This window comes from Dendrosporobacter sp. 1207_IL3150, assembly GCF_036763085.1.
Lineage (GTDB): Bacteria > Bacillota > Negativicutes > DSM-1736 > Dendrosporobacteraceae > JBAIYU01.
Genome location: NZ_JBAIYU010000030.1, coordinates 92,909 through 119,398, shown reverse-complemented (window position 1 = coordinate 119,398; position 26,490 = coordinate 92,909). Strand labels below are relative to the sequence as shown.

Genomic DNA, 26,490 nt, shown 5'->3' with positions numbered 1-26,490 from the left:
TCACTAACTATTTACAAAAACAAACTAAGACCGATATTATTAAGTACCGATCTTAGTTTTTAACATAATTAGTTATTTTGACATTATCTATAATTTGCTTACAATAGCTTTAGTTAGTTCCTCTGTGGTAGCTGCCCCGCCTAAATCAGGTGTCAACACCCTTCCCTCTGTTAGAACCTTGTTTACAGCAGCTTCAATGCGTGAAGCCACAGCCTCTTCACCAACATGTCTTAACAGCATTATTCCCGATAACAGCATCGCGAGGGGATTAGCTATATTTTTACCAGCGATATCTGGTGCTGTTCCGTGGACCGCTTCAAAGATAGCACAATCTGCACCGATATTTGCCCCCGGCACTACTCCTAGTCCACCAACTAAGCCTGCACACAAATCTGAAATTATATCACCATAAAGATTAGGTGCAAGCAAAATATCAAATTGTTCAGGCTTTATAACTAGCTGCATACAGAGATTATCAACAATAACTTCATTATACTCTACCGAAGGATACTTTTCTGCCACTTCCCTTGCACATGCGATGAATAAACCATCGGTAAGCTTCATAATGTTCGCTTTGTGCACAGCGGTTACTTTTTTCCGACCATGCTGTACGGCATATTTGAACGCTGCTTCTGCAATACGCAATGAGGCCTCGGCGGTAATTATTTTAATTGATTCAGCAGCCCTTTTTCCTACTTTATGTTCTACTCCGGCATACAGGTCTTCAGTATTCTCTCTAAAAACAACTAAATCAATATTGTCATAGCGGCTTTTAACCCCAGCTAAATTTTTTACCGGCCTTAAGTTGCAGTATAGATCAAAGGTCTGCCGCAAAGTAACATTTATACTGCGGTGTCCCTTACCGACCTCAGTGGTAAGCGGCCCCTTTAATGCCAAACCATTTTTTCTGATACTAGCCAGAGTCTCTTCAGGAAGAGGTGTCCCTGCTGTTGTTAGCGACGCATTGCCTGCAGAGCATACTTCCCATTCTATAGGAGCCTGGGCGGCCACAAAGATTTCCTTTACAGCTTGGGTAATTTCAGCTCCGATACCATCGCCAGGAATTAGTGTTACTTTTCTCATTCTATCCCCGCCCTTGCTCTTTTGTATGGTTAAGAAGTCCGCCTGCTGCGATTATCTCTAATTCACGGGCTGTTAAATCCAATTTTAATCTTATATTTTTACCAGAGTTATTATATTTAGCCTCTACTATATCACCATTCTTCGCTTGCTCAAGTAAATTAGCAATCGCTATAGAATCCCCTTGATCTATCTCGTCATAGTCCGCTTCATTAACAAAAGTCATAGGAACAATGCCAAAGTTGATAAGGTTTGCCCTATGAATCCGGGCAAAAGACTTGGCGATAACACCTTTTATTCCCAGATATAATGGGGCAAGCGCAGCATGCTCGCGACTTGATCCCTGACCATAATTCGCCCCGGCAACTATAAATCCGCCGTTTTTCGCCTTTGCTCTTGCCGGGAAAGCTGGGTCAATTCCACTAAGACAATACTCTGCAAGATAGGGTATATTGGACCGATAAGGCAGCAGATGTGCATGTGACGGCATTATATGATCTGTAGTTATATTATCTTTAGTCTTAAGCAGCACTTCACCGCTCAAGTCAACAGGCAGTTTATTCGCCCTTGGAAATGGCTTAATATTAGGTCCTCTTACAACCTCGACATTTTGCCCTTCTTGTGGTGGAAATATTAGTAAATTATCATCTGAGTCAGCTTTGAAGGCTGCATTTATTACAAGTGTCTCACCTAATGTTCTTGGATCAGTCAATACTCCAGTAATAGCACTGGCGGCTGCTGTTTCCGGACTTAATAAGTAAATTTTTGCGTCTGGCGTTCCACTGCGGCCTTCAAAATTCCGATTAGAAGTTCTTAGCGAGATCCCGCCAGAACGAGGAGCCTGCCCCATTCCAATACAGTAGCCGCAAGCGCTTTCTAAAATACGTGCCCCAGCCTGGATTAAAGAAGTTAGCGCACCGTTTTGGGATAGAAGCGCTAATACTTGTCGTGATCCAGGAGCGATTACCAAAGATACGTTTGGATGGACTCTTTTTCCCTCTAGTATTTTGGCTGCCTTTAGCAAATCAGCATATGAAGAGTTAGTACAACTGCCAATAGCTACTTGATCAATTACCAGCCCTTGAATTTCACTAACTGGAACCACATTATCCGGGCTATGCGGCATAGCAACAAGCGGTTCAATAGCAGCTAGATCTATTACTACTTCTTCATCATAAGCTGCATCATTATCAGCAGCTAAAGGTACCCAGCAGTCTGCCCTTCCTTGGCTTGTAAGGAAAGCTTTAGTCAGCTCATCACTAGGAAACAGCGATGTTGTTGCCCCTAGCTCAGCTCCCATGTTACATATTGTGGCTCTTTCGGGAACAGCAAGGTGCTCAAGCCCATCGCCGCTATATTCAAATATACGCCCCACGCCACCCTTAACTGATAGACGTCTTAGAAGTTCCAATATTATATCTTTTGCTGAAGACCACGGCGGAAGCTTTCCCTTTAAAACTACTCGAGAAATCTTCGGCATAACCAAGTGATATGCACCGCCTGCCATCGCTACAGCTACATCAAGTCCGCCAGCACCAATAGCCAGCATGCCAATACCGCCAGCGGTCGGCGTATGACTGTCAGACCCTAAAAGTGTGCGCCCTGGTCGGCTAAACCGTTCTAAATGAACTTGATGACATATGCCGTTACCTGGCTTGGAAAAGACTATTCCGTGTTTTGCAGCAACTGTTTCAATATAACGGTGGTCATCGCCGTTTTCAAAACCGCATTGCAGTGTATTGTGATCAATATATGCGACAGATAATTCTGTTTTTACTTTAGGGATATCTATAGCTTCCAACTGAAGATAGGCCATAGTACCAGTTGAATCTTGGGTTAATGTTTGGTCGATACGGATGCTGATTTCGGTACCACGCTTTAGCTCTCCGCTAACCAAATGGGAAGCTAAAACCTTCTCGGTAAGTGTGAGATTCAAAGTATTTCCCCCTTTGGTGAATTTATATTATGAACAGATTACCGGTCTTCAACAGCAACCCAAGCAACCTCTTTCTTTCCTAAATACTGAGCTCGCGGACGAATCAACTTATTGTTTTCGTGCTGCTCAAGAATATGTGCTAACCACCCACTGGTACGGCTAATTGCAAAAATAAGCGTAAATAAATCACTAGGAATACCTAGATACTTGTAAACGGATGCAGAGTAGAAATCAACATTTGGCATAAGCTTTTTCTTTTCTTGGACAATACTATCAATTTCAACTGACATATCGTACCAGCGGAAATTCCCTTGCCACTCGGCCAGTTCTTTTGATAATTCTTTGAGATACACAGCTCGTGGGTCGCCATTTTTATAAACTCTGTGGCCAAAACCCATAATTAGTTCGTTAGCATCAATTTTGCGATTGATGTATTCTTGAACTTTGTTAACATCCCCAATATCATCAAGCATTTTGGCAACCTGTTCATTAGCATTTCCATGTAACGGCCCTTTAAGTGTTCCGATTGCCGAAACAATGCCAGAATATATATCAGACATGGTTGATACTGTTACTCTAGCTGCAAATGTTGATGCATTTAATTCATGCTCTGCGTGAAGCACCAGGCATTTATCTAATGCCTTAACAGCTATTTCGTCTGGTTTTTCCCCATTCAATAACCATAGAAAAGTTTCGGCTAGCGAATTAGGAGAAATAGTATTCATTTCTATGGGATCCAGACCCTTGCGTATGCGGTCAATAGCTGCGACAATAGCTGCAATTCGGGCCATAATACGAACAGCTTTTCGATGATCTGCCGCAAAAGAATGGTCCATTACTTCATCATCAAAGTGCGTTAGAAAGGATATACAGGTTCTAAGCTTAGCCATAGGATTACCCCAAGGCGCGTATAATCGTAATAATTCATAAATCTTCTCTGGTAATACGGAATTTTCGGCTAAATCTTGCTTAAGAGCTTTAAGTTCTAACCTATTAGGCAAGCGCCCATACCAAAGAAGGTACACAGTCTCTTCAAATGTAGCATTCTTTGCTAAATCATCAATGGAACAACCATAATATCTTAATACCCCATTTTCAATTGAGGAAATAGATGTTTCACATGCAAATACACCATTTAAACCAGCCACAGAACTACACCTCACTTATTCTTCATAAACAAACTTGTGTTGCTAATTATAATATTGTATTTTGATAATATCAAGCATAAATTTTACACAAGTATAGCTATTGGGAAATAATATTGTCCACATGTATACATTATAATAACCCGAAAAATAAACATTAGTACTCTATCGTCGGACAATAGTATCTAGCCGATTTTAAACACCTCATTGCTACTCTGCTTTTACTGTCTTCCATCCTATTAGCCATTTTGTTTGAAGAATAGAAAAATTAAGCCAAGACATTCGCTGACTATTATCAGGAAAGTCTTGGCATTTTTTCAGTTATCCACAGCAACACTGGCCAGAATTCAATTTATTTATCTTATTGATAACTGATTTACATTTGCTCATACCCAATCCGAAGACATCTTTCATTTCATAAATGCCTTTCTTGCCTTTTATAAATAGAGCAGCCTTATGGGCTCCCTCAGCGTACGCCTCACGAGAAAACGCGGTGTGGGAAATTTCAATTTGATCATATTGTCCGGTCACTAAAATTTTATGTTTACCGATTGTATCTCCCGAACGAATAGAATGAATAGGAATTGCATCAACGCATCCACCACTGTCTGATAATGAAGTTAAAACAGCTGCAGCAATTTTCTTTGCTGTTCCAGACGGGCTGTCTTTTTTATTTTTGTGATTCTCTTCAATGATTTCAAAATCACAATCAACCTGTAATTCGGCCACTATACCAGCTATAGCTAGGAGGACATTCACGCCATAAGTTATATTAGGAGCCATTACAACCCCAAGTTTTCCACTTCTTGTAACGGCCTTGATTCGCTTTACGTCCATCTCGCTATAACCAGTAACAGCGGTTACTACGTTAACTTTGCATCGTGCCAGCAAAGCTAAATTTTCTCTAAGAAAGACTGGTTGGGAGAAATCAATCAAAACATCAGGTCGTTCTCTTAGCAACTTTTCTTCAAGATTATCAATTGATTCAACTATAATCCCTGTAGCTGGTCTATGTAAAATTTCACCTAGATCCTTACCGGCTTTATTACTACTTTTTTTACATAGTACCATTGTAAGTACTTGTTCTTTAAGTAAGTATTCAGCAACAATACGGCCAGTAGTTCCTAATCCAATTAAAGCGATCTTCAAGATTAATCACTCCTTTACAATGGTAACATACAACCTTATGTTAACATCAAGGTTGTATGTTGGTCAATGCTATAATCCATCCTATTTTTACCATTTTAGGTACTACAATAAGCAAACAGCATAAAAATAGCCTTAACCCTATAATTGGGTTAAGGCTATTTTTACCGAACATTCTTGTAATTATATTAAACCATAATTCTTCATTTCGGCACGAAGAATTGCAAGATTACTTTCACTAAGTTCTGTTAGCGGCATGCGGCATTCTCCCGCCTTATAGCCTAACAGGTTCACTGCTGCCTTGATAGGAATTGGATTCACTTCGCTAAATAATGCTTTAATAAGGTTTAGTGCATTAAGCTGCATTTTGATAGCACCATTAATGTCTCCTTGGAAAAATTTCGTAACTATATTATGGGTATCTTGAGGAATTATATTTGCCATAGTGGAAATTACCCCTTTTCCGCCTAATGACAGTACCGGGAGTATTGTATTGTCGTCACCGGAATACACGGAAAAATCTTCACCACACAAGTTAACTACATCGCCGACTTGACCTAAATTACATTCCTTAACAGCTATTATATTATCTATTTCCGACAAAGCTTTTATAGTTTCAGGATTCATATTTAGGTTGGTTCTGCTAGGAACATTATACAAAACGATCGGTATATTGACGTTGTTAGCAATAATTTTGAAGTGCTCATACAAGCCTTTTTGAGTTGCTTTGTTATAGTATGGTGTTACAGATAGTATTCCATCTGCACCAACAGCTTCTGCTGCTTTTGTTAGCTCTATTGCGTGCCGTGTGTCGTTGCTGCCTGTACCCGCAATAACTGGTACACGCTTGTTGATTTTTTCAACCGCAAACTTAATTACGTCAATATGCTCATCGTCTGGCATAGTGGAAGCTTCTCCTGTAGTCCCACAGACCACGATAGCATCCGAACCACCTTTAATTTGAAACTCGATTAATTCTGCTAGAGCTGGATAATTTACAGCATCGTTATGGAAGGGAGTTACAATAGCCACTGCGGATCCGATAAATAATGATTTTCTCATTGGGTTAGCCGCCTTTTATTCATATTTTAATATTAAGAACGTCATACTATAATTTTAGCCTATATTCGTCCAAAATGGAATTCTTGAATCTTCGATATATCTTAATTTTTTATATATTCACCTGTAATTGAAAGAAAAATCAACATAACCAACACTTGACAACGTCGTACTAATTGTAATTTGTAAGTCCTCATTGATCATTTGGATTAAATATTATTGACTGTCCAAACATTATTCTATAATATATTAACATATGGCAAAGAGGCCTATCTGATAACAGGTAGGTCTCTCTCTGTTTTTAAGGAGGTAAATTATGTCTACTAATAATATTATTGACGCTTCTGTCTTGCTAAGTGATCTAAAAAACGCAAATACCGAAATGGGTAAAGTAATTGGTACAATCCAGCAAATAGCCCAGCAAACAAACCTTCTTTCATTAAATTCGGCTATTGAAGCTGCACGGGCTGGTGAGGCGGGTCGGGGCTTCGGGGTAGTAGCTGATGAGATAAAAAGGTTAGCAACACGAAGCTTCGCTTCAACAAAAGAAAGCAATTTAATTATTGAAAATATTCAATCTAAAGCAAACGAAGTTATGGCTATACGTACAGCCGATGTGGCTTATGATACAATAGACAAAATTGATCGAAACCTGTTTGAGCGCAATTGCGATGCACAGGCGTGGGCAGGATTCTCGCAAGTAAAAAATGCTCTAATTTCAAATAACTCAGAAAGTATTAATAATGCAAACAGCTTATTAAAGACACTTGTAGAGATTTACGAAGTCTATTTTGATTTATATGTATTAGATTTGGAAGGAACCATAGTTGCAGCTGGAGTTCATAGAGAATTGATTGGGCAAAATATGGGTGACAGGCATTGGTTTAAAGAAGTCAAAGCAGCTAATGCGATATCTGTAACTGACCTATATCTTTCTGCTATAGAGAACAGACATACTGTAGCTTATTCGTGCCCAGTAAGTAACGATGCTGGAAATACTATAGGCTTCTTTTCATCTCGCTTTAACTGGGACTTCATATATGATATTTTAGATTCTGCTCGTATTGGTAAAAATGGAGATATAGCCATCATTAATAAGGATGGCTATGTTATTGCGTGTCCCAGCAGAAAAGGGATTTTATCTGATAAATTAAACAGCCTAAAAGCGGCCCAACATGCTTTAAAAGGTGAGACCTATGGATATACCTTAGAAAAAGACAACCGCGGTAGTACAAAAATATATGGCTATGCTCATACTCGCGGTTATAACGCTTATAAGGGGAAAAATTGGTCTGCTATAGTCAGTGAGACGATATAGTTTCCACAGCCACAGTCTAAGACTCACTCGGAGCAAACCAATGCAAGACCTGCAGTTATTAGTGATGCTCCAAGTATTTGCTTATATGAAACATTTTCGCCAAGTATAAAAAAGCTTGCTAACATTGTAACAATAGGTGCGCAGGCCATTACTAGGCTAACCTGATTGACATTACCATATTTTAAAGCATAAAAATAGGCTAGATCACCTACCAGGGTGGCAAGAATAGCTTCAATAATGATATATATCCAGAACGAAAAAGGTACGTTTAAAAAATCAGTATAGCCGCGTGAGCAAACCACCCATCCAAGCACCATTGTAGCCGCTAATAAAGTTCTAAGGGAAAGTGCTGTTATTGGATGAACTCCTTGCAGCCCAAACTTCCCAAATATCGGCGCTACTCCCCAGCACAACATCCCAAAGACAGCAAACATTATCGCCATAAGTTCACCTCTATAAAACCCAATATTAATCTGTATGCCAAAAGCATCCCCGATAGACGGAAAAACCGTACTAACTTAGCTTATACAGCTCGGTTAGTACGGTTTTTCAATTAACGAACAGTTAAAACAGTCTCTAATGTATGGTCTTGGCATCCCTGAAAGGATGCACCCATTGAGCGCAACATAATAATATAATCTATAATATCTTGTGTATACTTTTCACCTGGTCCAATCACAGGTACACCCGGCGGATAACATGTAATTATCTCTGCGCTTATCTTCCCGGCGACTTTATCTAACGGTGAAAATTCAACCTTGGCAAAGAAAGCCTCTCTTGGAGTTAAAACCATTTCAGGGTTTTCAGGGTACATCAGCACATCATTTTTCGGAACACTTAGACCGTCACATAGTCTTAAGCTATCAATAATAGTAGTAAGTGCTTTTAATATTGCTATAGTATCGCTATTTCTATTCCCGTAAGTAACAAGGAGAAGTATGTTAAAAAGATCAGCCATTTCAACTTGTATCTTAAATTCCTCACGCAAAACTTTTTCTATGCAATAACCACTAATGCCTAGCTCTCGAAAAGATACAGTTACTTTTGTTAAATCCAGGCCATGGACGCCATCTCTGCCAATAATCTCTTTACCCATAGTTTTTAACCCACGAATATTAGCAATTTCAGTTCGTAGATACGCGCTATTCTCTAATGCCTGCGTAATCATTTCAACGCCATTTTCCTGAATCATTGCACGTGCAGAATCTAGTGATGCTAACAGCAAATAAGACGTACTAGTGCTCTGCAGGATTCTTAGCACAGCTTCAAGTCTATTGCGGTCAAGCAAGTTTCCCCTTAGATGAAGCATTGATGCCTGTGTAAAAGAGGTTAGCATTTTATGCGTTCCATGTACTACTGCATCCGCCCCTTGTTCTATTGCGCTCTGTGGCAAATCTTTATGAAACTTTAGGTGTGGACCATGAGCTTCATCGACTATTAAGGGCATGCCATATCGGTGAGCTAAATCAGAAAGTTTCACTATATCTGATGTGACTCCATGATATGTAGGGTTAACTACTAGAACCCCCTTCGCTGACCCATGGGTTTTAAGACACTGTTCAATTTCGTCTGAAATACATCCTAAAGGAATACAATATTCCATATCGTAAGCCGGCTTATAATAGACAGGAATGGCTCCAGTTAGTATGATTCCCCCTAGTACAGAGCGGTGTATATTTCTTGGAACGATGATTTTATCGCCCGGGTTGCAAACAGTCATTATTAGTGCCTGCAATCCACTAGAACTGCCGTTTACTAAAAAATATGATTTGTCCGCACCAAAAGCCTCAGCAGCCAGTTGCTCAGCCTGCTTTATGATACCGTGAGGCTGATGAAGATTATCCATTTCTGGAATATTAGTTACATCGATACTATAAGCCTTTGAACCAATGAGTTCGGCCAACTGCCCTTTTGCCATTTCATTACCCTTATGCCCAGGCATGTGAAATCTTACAACCTTTTCGCGATTGTAGTTAGCCAAAGCGTCAATAATTGGTACATCACTGTAATTCACTGGCAGTTCCCCCATTCGTAATCATCTCTGTTTATAATATGGGGGGGATAAAAGTTATGTTACATATTTAGAATATCGTTAACCTCAGTTACATTTAGGTACTTATCTTAAGGCCGACTATACCGCCTAATATCATAGCTAAAAATAAAAGTCTGATAAAATCACGCGACTCGCCAAAAAGATACATCCCGCCAATAACTGATCCAATAACACCAATTCCTGTCCATACTGCATAGGCTGTACCTACAGGTATCTCCCGCTCGGCTAGATGGAGAAAATAAACACTAGCCACCATTCCGATTATCGTAATTAATGTTGGAATTATACGGGTAAAACCGTCAGTATATTTCATACCAAGGACCCATACTACCTCAAATGCTCCGGCAACAGCCAAGTATATCCAACTCATCCATTAATCCTCCGTTTACCCACCGGCTTTATATTCATGCTAATTACTTTGGTTTGTAGTAGGCTGATGTTTAAGGGTAATTAGTTTATAACAAAAAACAAGAAAGTGCATTAATGTTATAAAAAGAAATATTGCTCCAATACCGAAAACGATAGGTTCATGACCTTTTGTATCAATTATGGTGTTTGGTATTTGTTCGAATTGTGCCACAACCTCAATAATCAGGCCAAGCACTAAGAGAATAATACCGGCGTCATAACATATTTCATCTGTTAGAATTTCATTTGGGTATTTGTTCTTCGGGTAGTACCCGAATATTTGCATTATTGATTCACGTTCCTCTAATACAATGCCATATGCAACAATTATCGAGCCTGATCCATCCATTATTTTTTCCAAGTCTTCTACTTCTTTTGAATTTTCTAGTAGTAATTGGACCAAATCCCACAAAGCCAGACCTAAGATTGTCATTACTGCTAAATTAAATAAAGTTACTGCATAACGGTTTAATAGAAAATGCACTGGTATTAACTTTTTTACAGCCTTTTCAATTTTGACTGAATTATCTTGCTGGTTCATTAGTTTCCTTTCCTAATTATAAAAGTTGTTTAGGGCTAATAATATTAGTTATTTGATATGCTCAAAAGTCTACTCGGTTATTTTTCACCATTAAATCGCTCCATATACTCCCATTAAAAACTCGTTATGTGCAGTTTTAGGGAACAAAAAACCTCAGTTTAGCTAAAACTGAGGTTTTTTTTATGACGGCAATGTCTATCGTTCTTCTCGATTGTACGGTATACCAAGCGCTTCAGGAGTTGCAACCCGCCGTGTTTTTGTTTCTCTGGTTACAACAATTAAGACTATAATTGTGATGATATATGGTAGCATCTTAAGAAAAAATGAGGGAATCATAATACCAAAATTTTGAATATGAAAACCCAATACATCAATTGTGCCGAATAGAAAACTTCCTAAAAAAGCCTTAACAGGATGCCATGTTGCGAATATAACCAGAGCAACTGCTATCCATCCGCGTCCTGCTGTCATATTTTCAAGCCATGAAGGCGCATAAGCCAAGGATAAATAAGCTCCAGCCATGCCCGCCAACATGCCGCCCAAGACAACGAATACATATCGAGTCATAAAAACGTTAATACCAGCTACATCCGCAGCACTTGGATTCTCTCCGACTGCCCGTAATTCTAAACCCTTTTTCGTATGGAATAGAAAAAACCATAAACCAGCCGCTAATAAGTAACTAATATATACAAGCAGATCATGGTTAAAAAGAATTGGCCCAATAATAGGGACCTCACTTAAAAATGGAAGAGCAGCTGGCTTGAAGGTACTGACCAGTGGCTGGCCTATTAAGTCTTTTCCGATATAACCGCTTAGTCCTGTACCAAAAATGGTCAAGGCAAGTCCACTTACAACTTGATTCGCTCGAAGTGTAATTGTTAAAAATGCGTGAATTAGGGCCATTAACCCTCCGGCGACAATCGCCGCTAAAAGCCCTATCCAAGGACTGCTGGTATTCATAGCAACCATAAATCCTGTTACAGCCCCGACCAGCATCATGCCTTCTACACCAAGATTTAGTACGCCAGATTGTTCTGTAATTATCTCGCCTAACGCCGCCAGCAAAATTGGAGTTCCCGCAATCACTCCAGCAGCTAAAATAGCTACCCATATTGATTGATCCATTATAAACTCCTCCCCTTGCGATCCAGACGTATGCGATACTGGGTAAATATCTCGCCGCCTACAACAAAGAATAAAATTGCTCCCTGCAGCATAGCTACAGTTGCAGCAGGAAAACCACTTGTTTGAATGCTGAAACCACCAACCAAAAGACCCCCAAAAATAACGGAAACAAATACTATTACTACAGGATGCAGTCTTGCAAGCCAAGCAATAATAATTGCTGAATAACCGTAGCCTGGTGAGATTCCATGCTGCAGGCGCTGGGTAATTCCAGACACCTCAGTCATCCCCGCTATACCAGCTAAACTACCACTGATAAACATAACTAGCAAAATATTTCGAGTATAATTCATGCCCGCATATTTTGCAGCAGCAGCACTCTCACCGCTTACTCTAATCTCAAAACCCCACTTAGTATAGTTTTGGATTATATAAAGAATTACCACAGCCACTATTGCAAAAATTATTCCCCAATGAATACGCGTTATCCCGAATGAGGGCAGAATAGCCCCCGAAGAAAATGGTGCTGTAATCGGGAACCCCAACCCTTTAGGGTCCTTCCAAGGACCATAAACAAAATAATCTACCCATAATATGGCTATGTAATTCATTAGCAAGGTAGTAATTGTCTCGTTTACTTTAAAATACGCCCTTGGTATAGCAGGCAGCAGACCCCATAGACCACCCATAAGCGCACCCATTATTACCATGAACGGCAGAAGCTGTGATGCTGGCCATTCTGGAAATGATAGTGCTGCCCAGGTAGCACCAAAGGCTCCCATATATAACTGCCCCTCTGCCCCTATATTCCAAAGCTGCATACGGAAAGCTAATGCTACAGCAAGACTGCATAATATAAGTGGAATTGCTTTAACGATCGTTTCAGATATTCCATATTGTGAACCGAAAGCTCCCTCAAACATGAGCATGTATACATCGACAGGATTCTTGCCGGTTAAGGCAATAAATAAACCTGCAAATAATAAGCCACAGAAAACAGAAAGTATCGGAACAAGCAATATCATTGTAGTAGACACATCTTCTCTTTTTTCAAAACGAAGACTTGAAATATTACATAGCATCTTTCTCTAACATCCTTTTCCCAGCCATCATCATTCCTACCTCTTCTGCTGTTGCCGTGCAGGAATCAACGATGCCCATAATTTCTCCTCGATGCAAAACTGCAATTCTATCAGATAATGCAAATAACTCTTCTAATTCCTCCGAAATCAGTAACACCGCTTTACCAGCATCACGCTGAGCTAATAGCAGCTTGCGTACCGCTTCCATTGCTCCCACATCTAATCCACGCATAGGATATACTGCAACAATTAAGCGAGGATCAGCCATAATTTCACGTGCCAATAACAATTTCTGCAAATTCCCGCCTGACATCATTTTGACTGGACTTGCAATGCTTGCTAATTTAATACTAAATCTTTCTACTACTTCTTGGGTTTGTGTCTTAACTCTAGACCAATCCATCAGCCAGCCATGCTTTTTATAGCTTTTTAAAACATAATTGTCTACTGCATTTAAGCTTGGCACTAGCCCTGTACCCATCCTATCTTCAGGTATATAGCTAACACCTGCATCTACCAATGCCCTAATTGTACTTTGAGTATGATTAACGCCATCGATATATTTCGTTCCCTCTTCTACACTGCGTAACCCCGCAATTACTTCAGCAAGCTCACTTTGTCCGTTACCCGCTACACCAGCAATCCCCAAGATTTCGCCAGCGTGAATATCCAAGCTAATCCCTTGGACTGCCAGCTGACCACGATTATTGAGGCATGAAATGCCTTGCAGCTTTAATATCTGTTTGCCTTTTTCGATAAGGCACTTATCGCGCGAAACAGCTATATGCCGTCCAACCATCATACGGCTTAGCTCCTGTTCATCTGCTAGCTCTGTCTTAACTGTTCCTACAGATTTCCCTCCACGTAAAACGGTAACAGTATCTGTTCCTTCTAATACTTCACTTAGTTTATGGGAAATAACAATAACTGCCTTGCCTTGTCTAGTCATTATTCTTAGTGTCTTATATAAATCTTTCGCTTCCTGAGGAGTCAGCACTGCTGTTGGTTCGTCTAATATTAAAATCTCTGCTCCCCTAAACAAAGCCTTTATAATTTCGACTCGTTGCTGTTCACCAACAGTTAACTGCCAAATCTTCGCGGCAGGGTCGACTGCCATTCCGTATTGCTGGCAGAATTCCCTTATCCGCTTCTCGATGGAAGTTCTGTCGATTATCATCCCTTCACCTTTTAATCCAAGCATTATATTCTCAGCAACCGTGAAGGACTTAACTAACTTAAAGTGCTGATGAACCATACCTATTCCTTTGTTGGCAGCATCCTTTGGAGAACTAAGCTCTGTTTTTAAACCCCTGAGATATATCTCGCCTTCATCTGGACGATACAGTCCTGTTAGAATACTCATTAACGTACTTTTGCCAGCGCCATTCTCACCCAGCAGCGCATGAATTTCACCTGTATTTACTTTAATACTAACGGAATCATTAGCAATAACACCCGGAAACCTTTTTGTAATGCTAACCATTTCTACCATAGGCATGCTGCTCATTTATACCTTCCTGCCTTTCTCTAGTTCAATACTTGATAATTGTCAAAGTCTATTTTAATTTACGTAAAATAGACTTTGACAATTATCAAGGAAATATAATAGGGAGGCCGCCATTACGCGACCCCCTAAACCTTACTTAGAAATAGTGCCTTCTACACCTTGGACAAACCACGCAAATTCAAGCATATCTTTATCAGACATCTTTTGCCCAGCCTGTACTTTTACATTGCCTTGCTGGTCTTTTATCGGACCAGTAAATACGTCCCACTGTCCTTTGACTATATCATCTTTCTTCTTAGCAATTTGGCTCTTTGTATCTTCGGCAACCATTGGACCAAAAGGACTCAGGTCAACAATATTATCACCCATTGGACCCCAATATTGCTCAGACTTCCAAGTTTTATCCAACACAGATTTTACAGTTTTCACATAATAAGGACCCCAGTTCCATACTGGACCTGTTAATACAGCTTTTGGAGCAAAATTACGCATATCCGTATTGTAGGAAACAGCAAACTTACCCTTCTCTTCAGCAGCTTGCATCGGAGCAGGTGTATCTTGATGCATCGCAATTACATCAGCCCCTGCATCCAGGAGGCTCTTTGCTGCATCTTTTTCGGTAGCTGGGTTATACCAAGTGTTAGTCCAAACTACTTTTACTTTTACATTAGGATTAACGGATTGAGCCCCCAGAGTGAATGCATTAATACCTCTTACTACTTCCGGAATTGGGAATGCCGCTACATAGCCAATTGTATTGGAAGTAGTCTGCTTAGCGGCTGCAATTCCAGATAGATAGCGAGCCTGATAAATTCGCCCGAAATAAGTTCCAACATTATTTGCTGTCTTGAAACCAGAACAATGTAAGAAGGTTACATCAGGGAACTTTTGCGCTACCTTTTGTACATAATCCATATACCCAAAGCTTGTCGCGAAGATTATTTTATTGCCTTTCATAGCAAGCTCAGTGAGTACACGCTCTGCGTCTGCTCCTTCAGGAACAGATTCTACATATGTCGTTTCAATATTAGGCATTTCTTTTTCCAGGAACTTGCGTCCTTGGTCATGCGCATAAGACCAACCTGCATCCCCAACTGGTCCTACATAAACAAAAGCTACTTTTACCTTGTCATTTTTAGCCGCCTGATTGTCTGCCTTTTGCCCGCCGCAGCCTGTAAGAAGTACAGACATAATCAAAAAGGTTACTAGCAGCAACATTCCAGATTTTAGTTTTCCTTTGATTCTCAACTCTACCTACCTCCTATCTAATTTTGCCACTCGCTATATGAAGGATAAGTCCTGAGCAGCCCCAATAAAAATAAAAAGACCCAAGCGAAGATAAGCTCACACTCAGTCTTTTGAGAGCGAAGCTCACCTGCCCGGGTTTATTCCGATAGGTGGTCCCTAAAACAGGGACTGTACACTAGGTTGAGAAAACAAAGCTATTTAACCTAAGTACACTTCCACTCATAGTAAGGTAATTTACGGTAACCTTGTAGATACTCCCAGACCATATCACTGGGATTATACGAGCTATTTATGTAATTTGGTAAATTATTCATTTACCTTTCAAAATGAGTATATCGTACAACAAGAAAAATGTCCACGCCTTATTTATGATGTTTAGTTATATTTGCTAAATTATATAATAACGATTTCCCACTAATGATTTTTGCAAAAATGCTCGTCTAAATAATTGCTAGTACAATATATTCAAAGCTCATGGAAAAATGCCGGAAGTAATTAAAATGCCTTGAAAGATTGACTCAATCCTCAGCTGATTCTACGCTTTCATACAGGAGTATCTTAGCTTGTCGTGTTGCCCATTTGATTTCATTGGCAGTTACAGCTACCTCAAGTAAACCATGTAAATAATGACTGCCCGTAAGTCTCGGCTGCCATTGCTCAATAGCTTTGGTAAGGCTTTCCCAGTATTCCTCACTTATCTTTTCAGGTATTGCGGTGCCGCCCTCCAGTATAACTGATCTAATTTTTCCATTTACCCGAATAACTATTGTACACCCTTTTTCTAAAATCTCTAATATAGCGTTAAACTCATCACTAATCGGCGGAAGACCGGCCTTAACTCTACGCTCCACGCGAGCTGGTAAAAGGTCAAAAATACGGTCCCCTTTTTTCACAATAGACTCATTATAATCTGCTAATTTTTCCGCGAGAGACAGCCATTCTCTTGGCTCTGAATTCTCTGCAACTACCCGCCGCTCTCTGCTTAGTAACTCTAAAAGCTGACGAGTTTCCTTATTAAGCTTCTTTACCCTAGTTCTTTGCTCTGGATCGATATTTAGCTCACTTCCAGATTGCCCAACATATTCTTGTACCGCTCTACAGAAGTAAAGTACAGAGGCCTCATTACTTTGCCTTAGCTTTTCTTTAATCCTTTCGTTATACCTAGGCGGCCAGAGTAATACATTTACGATCATAGCCGATCCAAGTCCAATAAAGATTACTCCTGATCTTGCAAGAGCATGCACTAAAAACTCTTCGGTACTTGAACTTAGTACAAACAATGCTGCAACTATTCCCATTGTTATACCGCTCTGTAATTTGAGTTTCTTATATATAGGTATAAGGAGAATTACTATTAAACCTGCTGAAAAAGGATTTACTCCCATAAAGTAGCCAAAAAAGAACCCAGCTGCGATTCCTAAAATATGAACCATAATTTGATCACGCGCAGCCCTTATTGTTAAAAAAATTGACGGCTGCATATTAATTACCGCAGAAACAGCTCCAAAAAAAGCTGGTTCTAGGCCAAGAACCCCGCAAAGAAACATTGTAATTGCAACTGCTATACCGGTTTTTATAACTCGTGCCCCAATTTTCAAACTTTCATCTCCCCAGCCGATAAAACGCGACTAACGCTCATCATATTATTTGTAATAATAGTGCAAAATTATGATTATCACAATTCATAAAAGAAGATACCCATAACCTACCACAAGGTTATGGGTATCTTCTCTTAAAATATCGTTGTTTCCTGCTTTATCTTCTCTTCATTCAAAACGCATACTCGTACCAAGCGTTTTTTTATAGCTGCTGTATTTTAACAAAAGCCTCATCCATTGCCTGCGCAATCCCACGTTTCATTGCCGTACCTATACCTGGTATACCAATTGATGTTACTTTGTTATTTCCTTTGCCCATTGTTTGGAGTGTAGTTACTTTATTAGTGGCTGTTGTATAAATTTTGTATTTCAGTTTTACTTCACTCTTTGCAGACGTCGAGAAATAACTCACATGTCTTGAATTCATAAAGTGAACGATTTCCATTGCAATAACATAATCCGCACCCGTTTCCTTGGCTAAAACTGCCATTAATTCGTTTTCCGGTAAGACATTGTTAGATACATCAAAACCATTATTTACTAATAAGGCTTGAATATTTTCCCCTGAGATTGTCTGATATTTTTCGTTTGAAAACTGTTCTTTAAGCTTTTCATTGACAGCTTCTCCAATGTATTCTTTTGTTTCTTCCGTCGAGTTTATATACGGAACTAAAACTACTTGCTTTGCATTAGGCGAAGCTCCTGCTACATTCATTATAACCAAGCTAAATATGAAAATAAATAATGCCATGGTTTTTCGCATATGTTCATCTCCTTAATTTTCCAATTTATCCATTTACTATTATACATGGTATGGTACTAAATGGAAATAAAGTTTACTTAATTTGTTAAATATTTTTAAAATTTCAAACAGCAAGCTATTAGGAATCAAACCTTCCTAAGAAGCGGCAAAAAAGCCCGTATAAAATATTAAATATCTTATACGGGCTAAAACATCCTATTTACTTTACTATAGTAGAATACTATTGTGATTTACACTATTTTCGATGGCCATTACCTTTACTATTTTCATGCTTGTCGTTTTTCTTATTATCTTTTTTTCCGTCATCATTTCCAGCATTGCCGTGCTTCTCATGCTTATTGTGCTCAGTAGAATTATCCTCTACTTCTATGTAGGTTATATCAACACCTTGGTGTCTAGCTGCTTGAACAACATCATAGTTTCCCTTTTTTAAATCTTTAACTTTTACACCATATAGTTTTGCTATTTCTCCCCAGCCCATGTTCTTCAAGCGAAGACGACCGATTTCGTCAACAGGCTGACCAGAGTAAACAGCCGTAGCATATAATAATGAGATTTCGCCAAAGCCAAAATCAAAGTCAGCTTTTAATCGTATTACTTCCTGTTCTGTTACTTTTCGATTATAGTTGGTTGATAAAACCTGAGCAAATTTGATATTATCACCAGAAATTTTAGTCTCTGAAGAAGATATCGTTACATCACCAACCGAAGCAGTAACAGTTGAATTTGTTACGGACGCGGCACTAACAACTGGAGCCATGAACGTAATAGTCGAAGATAAAAGAATAGCTGCTGCAAGACGCTGCATTTTCATAATTGAAACCCCCTGTACGTGTTATTACAACTATAATAACATTAGGACTGACCAGTCAGCCAGGGCCAATAGTCCTATTTTTCCATAGTTATTAATATATAGCAAAAAGTTCTTAACCATCTGCCTTTGGTTAAGAACTTCGGCACAATTATCAGCTAATAATGCGCTAGATTATTTTATTAATATCAATATTTCCACCTAAGCGCCAAAGGCTGATATTATTTACTCCTTCTACTTTAGCAATTGATATCCAATAATTTAGAGTTTTCACATCTGCATACCACACTTGGTATGTTATACCACCTTCTACATATTCAAAAACTATGCATTGGCTTTGCTCGTCCCGTTTTATTTCAGCCTCTTTTTTATCTGCCAAATGTTTTGCCTCAGCCTCAGTTAAAAATCGCTTTTTACCATCACTACCCCAAAGGCAGCCGCCTGTTGAAAATGCCACTGAGTTGCTGCCCGGCAAGGCTTTCATTTTTGTTATCGTCTTTTGTATAAATTCCTTATTAGCTTTTGGGCCAGGATCGCTATGTAATCCATTAAGATTATAAAGCATAACTACATATTCTGGCCCTTTGGGAAAGTCATTGCTTGCGAATGGTGCTCGCGGCTCTAAGACAATTCTCAACTTCAAATTGTTATCTATTGCTCTTTTATAAAGCTTGTCGGCAAATTTCATAAAAGACTTCCCAACACTTTCATCTTTCCATATTCTCTCGTAGTCTACTTCTATGCCATCATACCCGCCCTGCAAAGTAAGCGCTATTATATCGTCGATATGTTTTTCGATCGTAACATCATCAGCGAATACTCTGCGGAGCACTTCAATATCTTTCATTACACATGATCCGCTAGCACTTTGCTTGTCATTTACAAAGGTAAGATAGGTTTCATACTTATTTATTTTATTATTCAATTCACTTTTTTTATTACTAAGTTCAATAGGAACAAAAACGCGGTCATCTTTATCAAAATATGCTGCAAAAAACGAAAGCTTCTCAACACTATTTGGTGTTAACTGCAAATCTTTTTCACCTGCGTTAAGATCCCAATAGGCTAGCCATACCGTTTTTTTTATTGGCTCTTTCGCAACTGCATTTACAAGGTATTGACTATCATAGGTGCAGCCTGTCAAGATAAGAAACACTGCAGCAATTATGGCGGCTTTGAGTATTTTATACACTATGAGGTTCGGCATTTGATCCTCCTTAAATTACAAGTTGGCAACAAAAAAGTCTATTAGAGCATACCACATTTTCTTAGCTTTAAATTTGACGGCCGCAAAACCTTGCATTCTACTGTCAAACAATATCTCTTCCTTATCAGAACCAGTGTTTTCCGTAATAATTAATTTTTCAAATACACCGTCATATACGTCGTCAGCTAAGTTTCTCTGACTCCAGCCGTAGCCACCCCAAGCAGTCTCAAGATAAATAGAGCCCCTTTTGGCATCAAATACTTGTACATCTCTTATGGCTTCCTTATCATCTACCATAACACTTACTTTATTATTTTTGAGAGAAATCGATAACCTACGATCACCCTTTGCATGTACACTGAGTGCTGGCACATATTCCTCTGCACCTTGAGTGACCGTTGGAACAGTTTCCAAATTCTTATTTTTTAATCGTTCAGTATAGATCTTTGCTTTCTCAACAGAATCAGCATATTTTATGAATGTCTCTAGTTCGCGAATCTCAGCTGCTTTTTTATCTTCGGGGATCGACAAACTTTCTTTACCATCATGTTTATCCAGGTTTAACTTAAATAGCTCCCTTTCAGCTCCACCATTTTTTTCAGTTACATATAGAAAATTATTAAAAATGTAAACTGAAACAAATCTGTTTAAGGTTTCATCAGCTCGTAGGTATATCTTTTGCAAACCGAGTTTATTACCTTTAAGCCTTACTGAAAGTTTTATATCTTCAAAGTCATTACTGTTTTTTAATCTCATCAAACCGTTTTCTTTTGGCAGTGAAGTTAAAATGATTGTTTCCTCTTGAATTTCAGAAGCCCCTTTAAGCATTTCCCATGATTTTTGTTTTTCTAAGTCGCCCTTTGTAAACTCCAGATCTTGATTTATGTCATATTTAATCCTCATAAGCAAATGGTTAGTATACCAATATGCCTGTGGCTGCATCCTGGTCAAATCATAAATACTGCTGTTGCGCTGATTAAGGCAAAAACCTTCTCTATTGAAGTTCATTTTAAACAGTGAGTTTATCCAATATTCGTTAACAGCACTTACTTTATCATTATTCCCAAAACTACCCGTATTGGAGTGCATTAATATATACATACCAGGAACATACCCAATAGACTTAGTATAAATATCCCTAACAGCTTCGTAATCATAGGATATACGCGTTCTCATTCGATTGTAGCTCTCTATTGGAACACCATACTCATCACGAATATAATCCATTAAATAATGATTATACTTACGACTTAAATAAGGAGCAACCTCAGCATGTTCCAATGGTTCCAATTCGCCTAGGTAATTATCGTAACGATCAAACACATTAATAAACGCAAGCCTGTAGCCGTTTGTTCCCAGCTCCCAGAAAGTAGTTTTTTCTAAAGCTGTCAATTCATTAGGCATTAGAAATTTAGTATCTTTTTTTTCAAATTTCTCTGGGTAAGTCAACATCGTAGCTTTAAAGTTTAAGTCTTCTAATATTTTTTGTGAAAATATAGCAGTATCTCTCCTGCCGTCTTCAAACATCAGGAGCACTGATTTTTCAGGCAGGTCTTTCCCTGATTGATAGTAGTCTATAATATCTTGCTGAGTAATTGTTACATAACCTAAATCTTTAAGTGCTTGCAGGTGCTGACGCAACCGATCTACCCCGATTAGAGGCTGATTGCCTTCTCTTTCAACACCGAAATATGAAAGGGCAATAAACCCTTTGTCCCCAGAGTATTTTGTGTTCCGCTGTGTAGCAGCTTCATATGATTTCAGGGTAAATAACGCGTTTACAACGATAGCCATAACCGCAATGATTATTACTAGTTGAATAACTACTCGTATGAATTTCTTTCTGTCTTTTCGGGCAGTGAAATCTTCATTTGATATCTTCATAGTCTATGCCCTCATTTGCTTTTCACGATTCTTTTTTAATATTTGGAGTAAGTCCGCTGGAGTCAGCCTTGTTCCCCAGGTAGTTTTCCAGAATGTAAACCAAGCTATTGGCATTTGCCATAATAGCACAGCTTCATAATATAGGCAAAACCATAACCCGTATATCCAGGTGGAACTCTTTCTAAGCAATAACTGCGCCATACTCATAAGCAATGCCATCAGGAAAATCCCCGTGATAAATGTAAGTGGAAAAACTCTATGCGCAATTGGTATGTAAATTAGGTTATAAAGAACTATTATTGGCGCTAACAGCGGCACGAGTACACCCATATAGAATGATAAGGCCATAAATGGCTCTTTTTTCCACATAAACCGCGCCGCAATCAGCGATTCTCTTAGCCAGGAACGTTTCCAGCGCATTTGCTGTTTCAAAAAAATCATATGTGTATTAGGTACAATTGTATTACAGATGGCAGTATCCTGATATCCAGTACGGTTCTCTCTTAATATAAAGTTGGTCATACTTCGATCGTCACCAAAGGTAGCCTTATGTCCCCAAAACCTTTGGTTAAGCCATTCATCCATATATTTGAGTACTAAATCTTTTCTATAGCACGATAGCGGACCAGACAGACAGGTTACTGCATCAAAATAGCTTTCAGCAGCTTTCATAATCCGAAAAGCGATGTAATATCGAACGGCCTGAAGTTTGGTGAGGGCGTTGGTATAGGTATTGGCGACATCAGTTCTGCCCGAAACACCGCCCATTTTTGTATCTTTAAATGGCTGGACAATATTGCGGATAGCAAAGGGATCTAAAAAGCTGTCAGAGTCAACAAATACCACCAGTTCATGCTTTGCCATTAAACTCCCCTTTGCCATGGCCTCGCGCTTTCCTAAATTTACATCTTGGCGAAAATACTTAAGTCTAGTTTCGACGTCGTAACGCTTTTCTTTGACCTTTAGTTCTTCTACAATCTCTTTTATTTTCTCATACGATTTATCATTGGAACAGTCATCTACAATAATAACTTCTAATTTATCTAACGGGTAATCCTGGTTAATACATCCTGATATTGTCCTTTGTATCCATTGCTCCTCATTAAAACAAGGTATAATAATTGAAACTCCTGGGGTAAAATCTTTGTCAATTGGAATAGGGCGATAAAAAGCCGCAAATAGATATCTTGTCAGCAAAAAAGTAGCAGCAACAATACTATATGCATATAAAAGTTTGTTAAATTTAAAATACAGCACACTCTCCGCTCTCAGCAGCATAATAAAAGCAACAATAAAGAAGATTAGAATAGCTGCTACTGAAAGCATATACCAGCCTTGCTTCTTATTTGCATATTGTGCAAGTGTCTCTTTAAATTCTAGACCACACAAAGTTTGACCACTGGCGCTTTGATTGTGACGAATAAATTTGGCAGGAATATCGACTTTCATCTCATACCCTTCAGGCATAGTCCCTGGTTTTATTTCAAATTTCAGCATGATATTGGATGCTTGTGCCAATTCTTCACCAACTTCCGCTGAAACTTCAAGAAGCAACCCGGTAGTCGATATATCAACGCCTTTACCCTGACATTTTACATTCTTGTTTTTGTATAGATATTGGATTGAGACATCATAGTCAACCTGATAGCGCCTGCCCATATTCTCTATTTCGATTAAATGACTAATATCATCAGTATCTTTTGTGTCTTTTGTACGACGTCTGTCTATATTTGTACGTACGCCTTCTTTATCTGGCACTTTTGAAAGCAGCCGTCGGTCAGGTTTAGGAACAAGCAAAACATCCTCTTCACTTTTAAATTCATTATCAAATAACTTATTCACGTTCCATTCACCTGCCATTTTTATACTAATGATTTTACAGCGTATTTAATTGGTCTTATTAATTCGCTATTTTAATTAACTTAAGAATACCAAGTTTAATCATGACTACTTAGCCTTAGTGTTTTTCTTCGCTCTGATTGTGAATAACCATCAACTAGATAGTCTGATAACCTGCCTACTTTGAATTTAGAGGGATCAGAGTCACTTCTAGCAGCATTCGCAGTCAATAACATATCCAAAGCTGTTGCCGTATATATTGAACTATCTCCCATATGCATTACCAAGACGGCACCCTGTTTTATTTTTCCATCACTTGTATAAATGCCATCTTTCATGGTGTACACTAGCTCAGATACACTCTGGGCTTTATAATCGTATGTGCTGCACGATCCTGAAATAATATATTCATATCCAGTTTCGAAAAGTGCTTCAAAGCCCATCTTGCTAATTGCTAGTGTTGGTGGACGAAAATATCGAGTTAAAGATGGTTTCCCTAAAACCGTGACATCACCTGTTACATCACGTAATTTCTGGTATGACAGGCGAAGATCACTTAAATATTCCTCTCTATCTTGGGTTCTAATTTGCTTCCCGTTTTTTTGATCACGAATAACCATTGGCTTGTGCTTATCTGAGTGACTACCAATATCATGACCTTGCACAGCAATAGATCGAAGTAAATTAGGATTATTTAATACGTTGTTTGTAATGATAAAGAATGCCCCTGGCACATTATGTTTACGCAGAACATATAGTATCTTATTGATTGCTGCATCTGTTCCCCAATCATCGAAAGTAAGAAAAATAACGTTTTCTTGAGCGTGAATAAATCCTTTTCTATCAAGGCGGCGTGCTTCCATTTTAGAGAAGCCTAGCATCCGGTCTTCATAGTCAACATCGTTATTCCCAATATATCGTTTAGAGGCTTCTGCCATAAAATTATTCTTATCAATATTCACTCCCTGATCATTACGTAGGCTCAATGGAATATTTTGAGGCTCTATTGGATATTGATAAACTAATTTTTTATTATTTAGAATGCTGCTTACAGGCTTTATACTGTAGCGTGAATCGTTGTTAGAATTGTTTTCAGGATTATCATAAAAGGTGCGATAGGCAATGTTGTCGACTTTTCTTAATTTAATTGATTCCATTAATTCTCCAACTAGTAGATCCTTTGTATAATAGTCCATCCTAAAATATACGATTTGCCCACGAGCTAAAGAGAGGACATGTTTACCAAAGATATCCTCCATAATTAGATCTGCAGATACATAATCTTTATGTTTACTTTGAACAACATTAATTGACTGACCAATAAGCTTATACCCTAAAGCCGCAACTGCTTCTTTTGTTGTATCTGCAACAACCCCTGACAATTGTTTTACTAATGTCGTCTTAACCCCAAACTGCTCGTTAAGTATTTTTTGGGAGCGTACTATAGTTTTGCTAGTTTCCTCAAATGTTTCTCCATCTTTAGGCCTTATCGCAATGCCTACTTCGTGTCCCTTTTCAATTATCCTTTTGATTGTCTGAGGATATCTTTTCATTTCTATTTCGGCAACAAAGAAAGTCGACTTAATGCCAAGTTTATCTAACCGTCCGAGTACATCATCAACAGCAATCTCGTTAGACAAGCCACCAAATGTAAAAGCAAGTGCAGGCTCTGTTGTTAAAACCGTCTTAATTTCTTGCGCTTTGTTATCTTCTAGATTTGCTGCGTAAGCTGTGGGTATAGTAAATATATTCCGTAATTGATTGTGTATGGTTGCTACAGCTTTTTTCAGATATTCCCCATCGATTAAAACGCTTTGTAATATAGTGGTTTTCTTTTGTTCCTGATTGGTTTTTGCGAATTCTTCTACATATGTTGTGGTATAGTTAGCTTTCTTTAGAGAACTCAAAAATTTTTCTACCGCATCGACAGTTTTCTTTTCTCGTAAGTCTGTATACTTTGGCAGTTCTTTTAGCCCAGGTTGTTTGTCTATTGCTGGTCTTAAGTCAGTTTTCTCTTTTTCTTTTACAATCGGTTCGACATCAGTTTTTAGTTTAATCGAAACAATTGTTCCTGGTTTAATACTTCTCACAAAGTCATCTGCCGACATAAGTGAACTTATCTTTTCAACATTTAGAAAAATATCGTTTTTAACCACACTATTAAATCCACAAGCTCTAGCCGCAATCAGCAATTGATCGGTATATTTTGTATCATTACATTTTAAAAGGTTTGGATCCCTGTCAGCAGTCACTTTAATGATTTTTTGCGCACGGGAAAAATCTTTGACTAATCGCTCTACAGGCAGGTTCTCCATTTTATTCAAGCCTAGAAGTGTATAGTTTTCTATCTTGTGACCGGCATTTCTAATATTCACAACTGTCTGTGGATCTTCCGCACACTGTAATCCATCCACAAAAAAGGTCGCTTTAGCATTATACTTATGTAAAAGATCTAAAATTTGTTGAATAGTATTACGATCGCTTAAACCGTCAAAAGTAATAGCAATATGACGCAAACCACTATTACTGCGAGAAATAACTAATGCCTTTTCTTGACTGTTTTTTAACTGCTCCAAAGATCGGGCAGTTTCTGTATCAGCATTATAAGCGCTTTCTAAATCAGTAATATTACGATAATCACCGCCAGTTTTCGTAGTAAAAAAATCTTTAAAGTATAATGAACTAATAATAACACTTAGCACTAATACACATAAGATAATCCTCTTGTGATTCACGC

21 protein-coding genes and 1 riboswitch are annotated in these 26,490 nt (G+C 38.6%); of the genes, 1 reads left to right on the top strand and 20 read right to left on the bottom strand.

What is annotated here, in order from left to right; genetic code table 11:
• Window positions 1-87: 87 nt before the first annotated feature.
• The 5 genes from V6C17_RS13770 to dapA all read right to left on the bottom strand — a co-directional run bounded on the left by V6C17_RS13770 (window position 88) and on the right by dapA (window position 6,369).
• Window positions 88-1,083, bottom strand: a complete 996-nt coding sequence (locus tag V6C17_RS13770; RefSeq protein ID WP_333523142.1) for an isocitrate dehydrogenase (NAD(+)) — start codon at window positions 1,081-1,083, stop codon at window positions 88-90.
• Between the two features lies 1 nt (window position 1,084).
• Window positions 1,085-3,016, bottom strand: a complete 1,932-nt coding sequence (locus tag V6C17_RS13765; protein ID WP_333523141.1) for an aconitate hydratase — start codon at window positions 3,014-3,016, stop codon at window positions 1,085-1,087.
• A 38-nt stretch (window positions 3,017-3,054) separates the two neighbouring features.
• Entirely contained in the window at window positions 3,055-4,164 is a 1,110-nt protein-coding gene (locus V6C17_RS13760; protein WP_333523140.1) for a citrate/2-methylcitrate synthase, read from the bottom strand.
• A 318-nt stretch (window positions 4,165-4,482) separates the two neighbouring features.
• Window positions 4,483-5,310: a 4-hydroxy-tetrahydrodipicolinate reductase gene (gene dapB, locus V6C17_RS13755; protein WP_333523139.1), complete on the bottom strand. Its 828-nt coding sequence runs from the start codon at window positions 5,308-5,310 to the stop codon at window positions 4,483-4,485.
• Between the two features lie 180 nt (window positions 5,311-5,490).
• A complete protein-coding gene (gene dapA / locus V6C17_RS13750) occupies window positions 5,491-6,369 on the bottom strand; it encodes a 4-hydroxy-tetrahydrodipicolinate synthase (RefSeq protein ID WP_333523138.1) in 879 nt (292 codons plus the stop codon).
• A 313-nt stretch (window positions 6,370-6,682) separates the two neighbouring features.
• Here dapA and V6C17_RS13745 point away from each other — a divergent pair, with 313 nt between their 5' ends.
• Window positions 6,683-7,684 carry a methyl-accepting chemotaxis protein gene (locus tag V6C17_RS13745; RefSeq protein ID WP_333523137.1) on the top strand — a complete coding sequence of 334 codons (1,002 nt, stop codon included), beginning with the start codon at window positions 6,683-6,685 and terminating at the stop codon, window positions 7,682-7,684.
• Between the two features lie 23 nt (window positions 7,685-7,707).
• On the opposite strand, the gene V6C17_RS13740 is transcribed toward V6C17_RS13745, so the two are convergent.
• From V6C17_RS13740 to V6C17_RS13670, 15 genes are all read right to left on the bottom strand, one after another.
• The gene (locus V6C17_RS13740) at window positions 7,708-8,127 is read right to left on the bottom strand and encodes an EamA family transporter (protein WP_333523136.1); all 420 of its coding nucleotides are present in this window, start codon (window positions 8,125-8,127) and stop codon (window positions 7,708-7,710) included.
• 110 nt (window positions 8,128-8,237) lie between these two features.
• A complete protein-coding gene (locus tag V6C17_RS13735; RefSeq protein WP_333523135.1) occupies window positions 8,238-9,698 on the bottom strand; it encodes an aminotransferase class I/II-fold pyridoxal phosphate-dependent enzyme in 1,461 nt (486 codons plus the stop codon).
• Window positions 9,699-9,792: 94 nt separating this feature from the next.
• Window positions 9,793-10,107 carry a DMT family transporter gene (locus V6C17_RS13730; protein WP_333523134.1) on the bottom strand — a complete coding sequence of 105 codons (315 nt, stop codon included), beginning with the start codon at window positions 10,105-10,107 and terminating at the stop codon, window positions 9,793-9,795.
• Between the two features lie 39 nt (window positions 10,108-10,146).
• A complete protein-coding gene (locus V6C17_RS13725) occupies window positions 10,147-10,686 on the bottom strand; it encodes a hypothetical protein (RefSeq protein ID WP_333523133.1) in 540 nt (179 codons plus the stop codon).
• 195 nt (window positions 10,687-10,881) lie between these two features.
• Complete coding sequence (locus V6C17_RS13720; protein ID WP_333523132.1) at window positions 10,882-11,814, bottom strand: ABC transporter permease; 933 nt, start codon at window positions 11,812-11,814, stop codon at window positions 10,882-10,884.
• Window positions 11,814-12,896 carry an ABC transporter permease gene (locus V6C17_RS13715; RefSeq protein WP_333523131.1) on the bottom strand — a complete coding sequence of 361 codons (1,083 nt, stop codon included), beginning with the start codon at window positions 12,894-12,896 and terminating at the stop codon, window positions 11,814-11,816. Before V6C17_RS13715 ends, V6C17_RS13720 begins: the two co-directional genes overlap by 1 nt.
• Window positions 12,886-14,403: an ABC transporter ATP-binding protein gene (locus V6C17_RS13710; protein WP_333523130.1), complete on the bottom strand. Its 1,518-nt coding sequence runs from the start codon at window positions 14,401-14,403 to the stop codon at window positions 12,886-12,888. The genes V6C17_RS13715 and V6C17_RS13710 overlap by 11 nt, the downstream gene beginning before the upstream one ends.
• 132 nt (window positions 14,404-14,535) lie before the next feature.
• Window positions 14,536-15,651 (bottom strand): BMP family ABC transporter substrate-binding protein, encoded by a 1,116-nt coding sequence (locus V6C17_RS13705; protein ID WP_333523129.1) that lies wholly within the window; start codon window positions 15,649-15,651, stop codon window positions 14,536-14,538.
• A 202-nt stretch (window positions 15,652-15,853) separates the two neighbouring features.
• Window positions 15,854-15,955: riboswitch (purine riboswitch) on the bottom strand.
• Between the two features lie 214 nt (window positions 15,956-16,169).
• Window positions 16,170-17,249, bottom strand: coding sequence for an FUSC family protein (locus V6C17_RS13700; protein WP_333523128.1), 1,080 nt, complete (start codon window positions 17,247-17,249; stop codon window positions 16,170-16,172).
• A 202-nt stretch (window positions 17,250-17,451) separates the two neighbouring features.
• Window positions 17,452-18,012, bottom strand: a complete 561-nt coding sequence (locus V6C17_RS13695) for a hypothetical protein (protein ID WP_333523127.1) — start codon at window positions 18,010-18,012, stop codon at window positions 17,452-17,454.
• 235 nt (window positions 18,013-18,247) lie between these two features.
• Entirely contained in the window at window positions 18,248-18,826 is a 579-nt protein-coding gene (locus tag V6C17_RS13690) for a hypothetical protein (protein ID WP_333523126.1), read from the bottom strand.
• A 166-nt stretch (window positions 18,827-18,992) separates the two neighbouring features.
• Window positions 18,993-20,030 (bottom strand): hypothetical protein, encoded by a 1,038-nt coding sequence (locus tag V6C17_RS13685; protein WP_333523125.1) that lies wholly within the window; start codon window positions 20,028-20,030, stop codon window positions 18,993-18,995.
• Between the two features lie 15 nt (window positions 20,031-20,045).
• Window positions 20,046-21,914, bottom strand: a complete 1,869-nt coding sequence (locus V6C17_RS13680; RefSeq protein ID WP_333523124.1) for a glycoside hydrolase — start codon at window positions 21,912-21,914, stop codon at window positions 20,046-20,048.
• Window positions 21,915-21,917: 3 nt separating this feature from the next.
• Window positions 21,918-23,756, bottom strand: a complete 1,839-nt coding sequence (locus V6C17_RS13675; RefSeq protein ID WP_442891505.1) for a glycosyltransferase family 2 protein — start codon at window positions 23,754-23,756, stop codon at window positions 21,918-21,920.
• A gap of 95 nt (window positions 23,757-23,851) precedes the next feature.
• Window positions 23,852-26,488 carry a polysaccharide deacetylase family protein gene (locus V6C17_RS13670; RefSeq protein WP_333523123.1) on the bottom strand — a complete coding sequence of 879 codons (2,637 nt, stop codon included), beginning with the start codon at window positions 26,486-26,488 and terminating at the stop codon, window positions 23,852-23,854.
• Window positions 26,489-26,490 lie beyond the last annotated feature (2 nt).

Coding starts and splice junctions, on each gene's coding strand:
- V6C17_RS13770 (WP_333523142.1), bottom strand. CDS start 1,083: ATGAGAAAAGTAACACTAATTCCTGGCGATGGTATCGGAGCTGAAATT.
- dapA (WP_333523138.1), bottom strand. CDS start 6,369: ATGAGAAAATCATTATTTATCGGATCCGCAGTGGCTATTGTAACTCCC.
- V6C17_RS13745 (WP_333523137.1), top strand. CDS start 6,683: ATGTCTACTAATAATATTATTGACGCTTCTGTCTTGCTAAGTGATCTA.
- V6C17_RS13740 (WP_333523136.1), bottom strand. CDS start 8,127: ATGGCGATAATGTTTGCTGTCTTTGGGATGTTGTGCTGGGGAGTAGCG.
- V6C17_RS13730 (WP_333523134.1), bottom strand. CDS start 10,107: ATGAGTTGGATATACTTGGCTGTTGCCGGAGCATTTGAGGTAGTATGG.
- V6C17_RS13725 (WP_333523133.1), bottom strand. CDS start 10,686: ATGAACCAGCAAGATAATTCAGTCAAAATTGAAAAGGCTGTAAAAAAG.
- V6C17_RS13720 (WP_333523132.1), bottom strand. CDS start 11,814: ATGGATCAATCAATATGGGTAGCTATTTTAGCTGCTGGAGTGATTGCG.
- V6C17_RS13715 (WP_333523131.1), bottom strand. CDS start 12,896: ATGCTATGTAATATTTCAAGTCTTCGTTTTGAAAAAAGAGAAGATGTG.
- V6C17_RS13710 (WP_333523130.1), bottom strand. CDS start 14,403: ATGAGCAGCATGCCTATGGTAGAAATGGTTAGCATTACAAAAAGGTTT.
- V6C17_RS13695 (WP_333523127.1), bottom strand. CDS start 18,012: ATGCGAAAAACCATGGCATTATTTATTTTCATATTTAGCTTGGTTATA.
- V6C17_RS13690 (WP_333523126.1), bottom strand. CDS start 18,826: ATGAAAATGCAGCGTCTTGCAGCAGCTATTCTTTTATCTTCGACTATT.
- V6C17_RS13685 (WP_333523125.1), bottom strand. CDS start 20,030: ATGCCGAACCTCATAGTGTATAAAATACTCAAAGCCGCCATAATTGCT.
- V6C17_RS13680 (WP_333523124.1), bottom strand. CDS start 21,914: ATGAAGATATCAAATGAAGATTTCACTGCCCGAAAAGACAGAAAGAAA.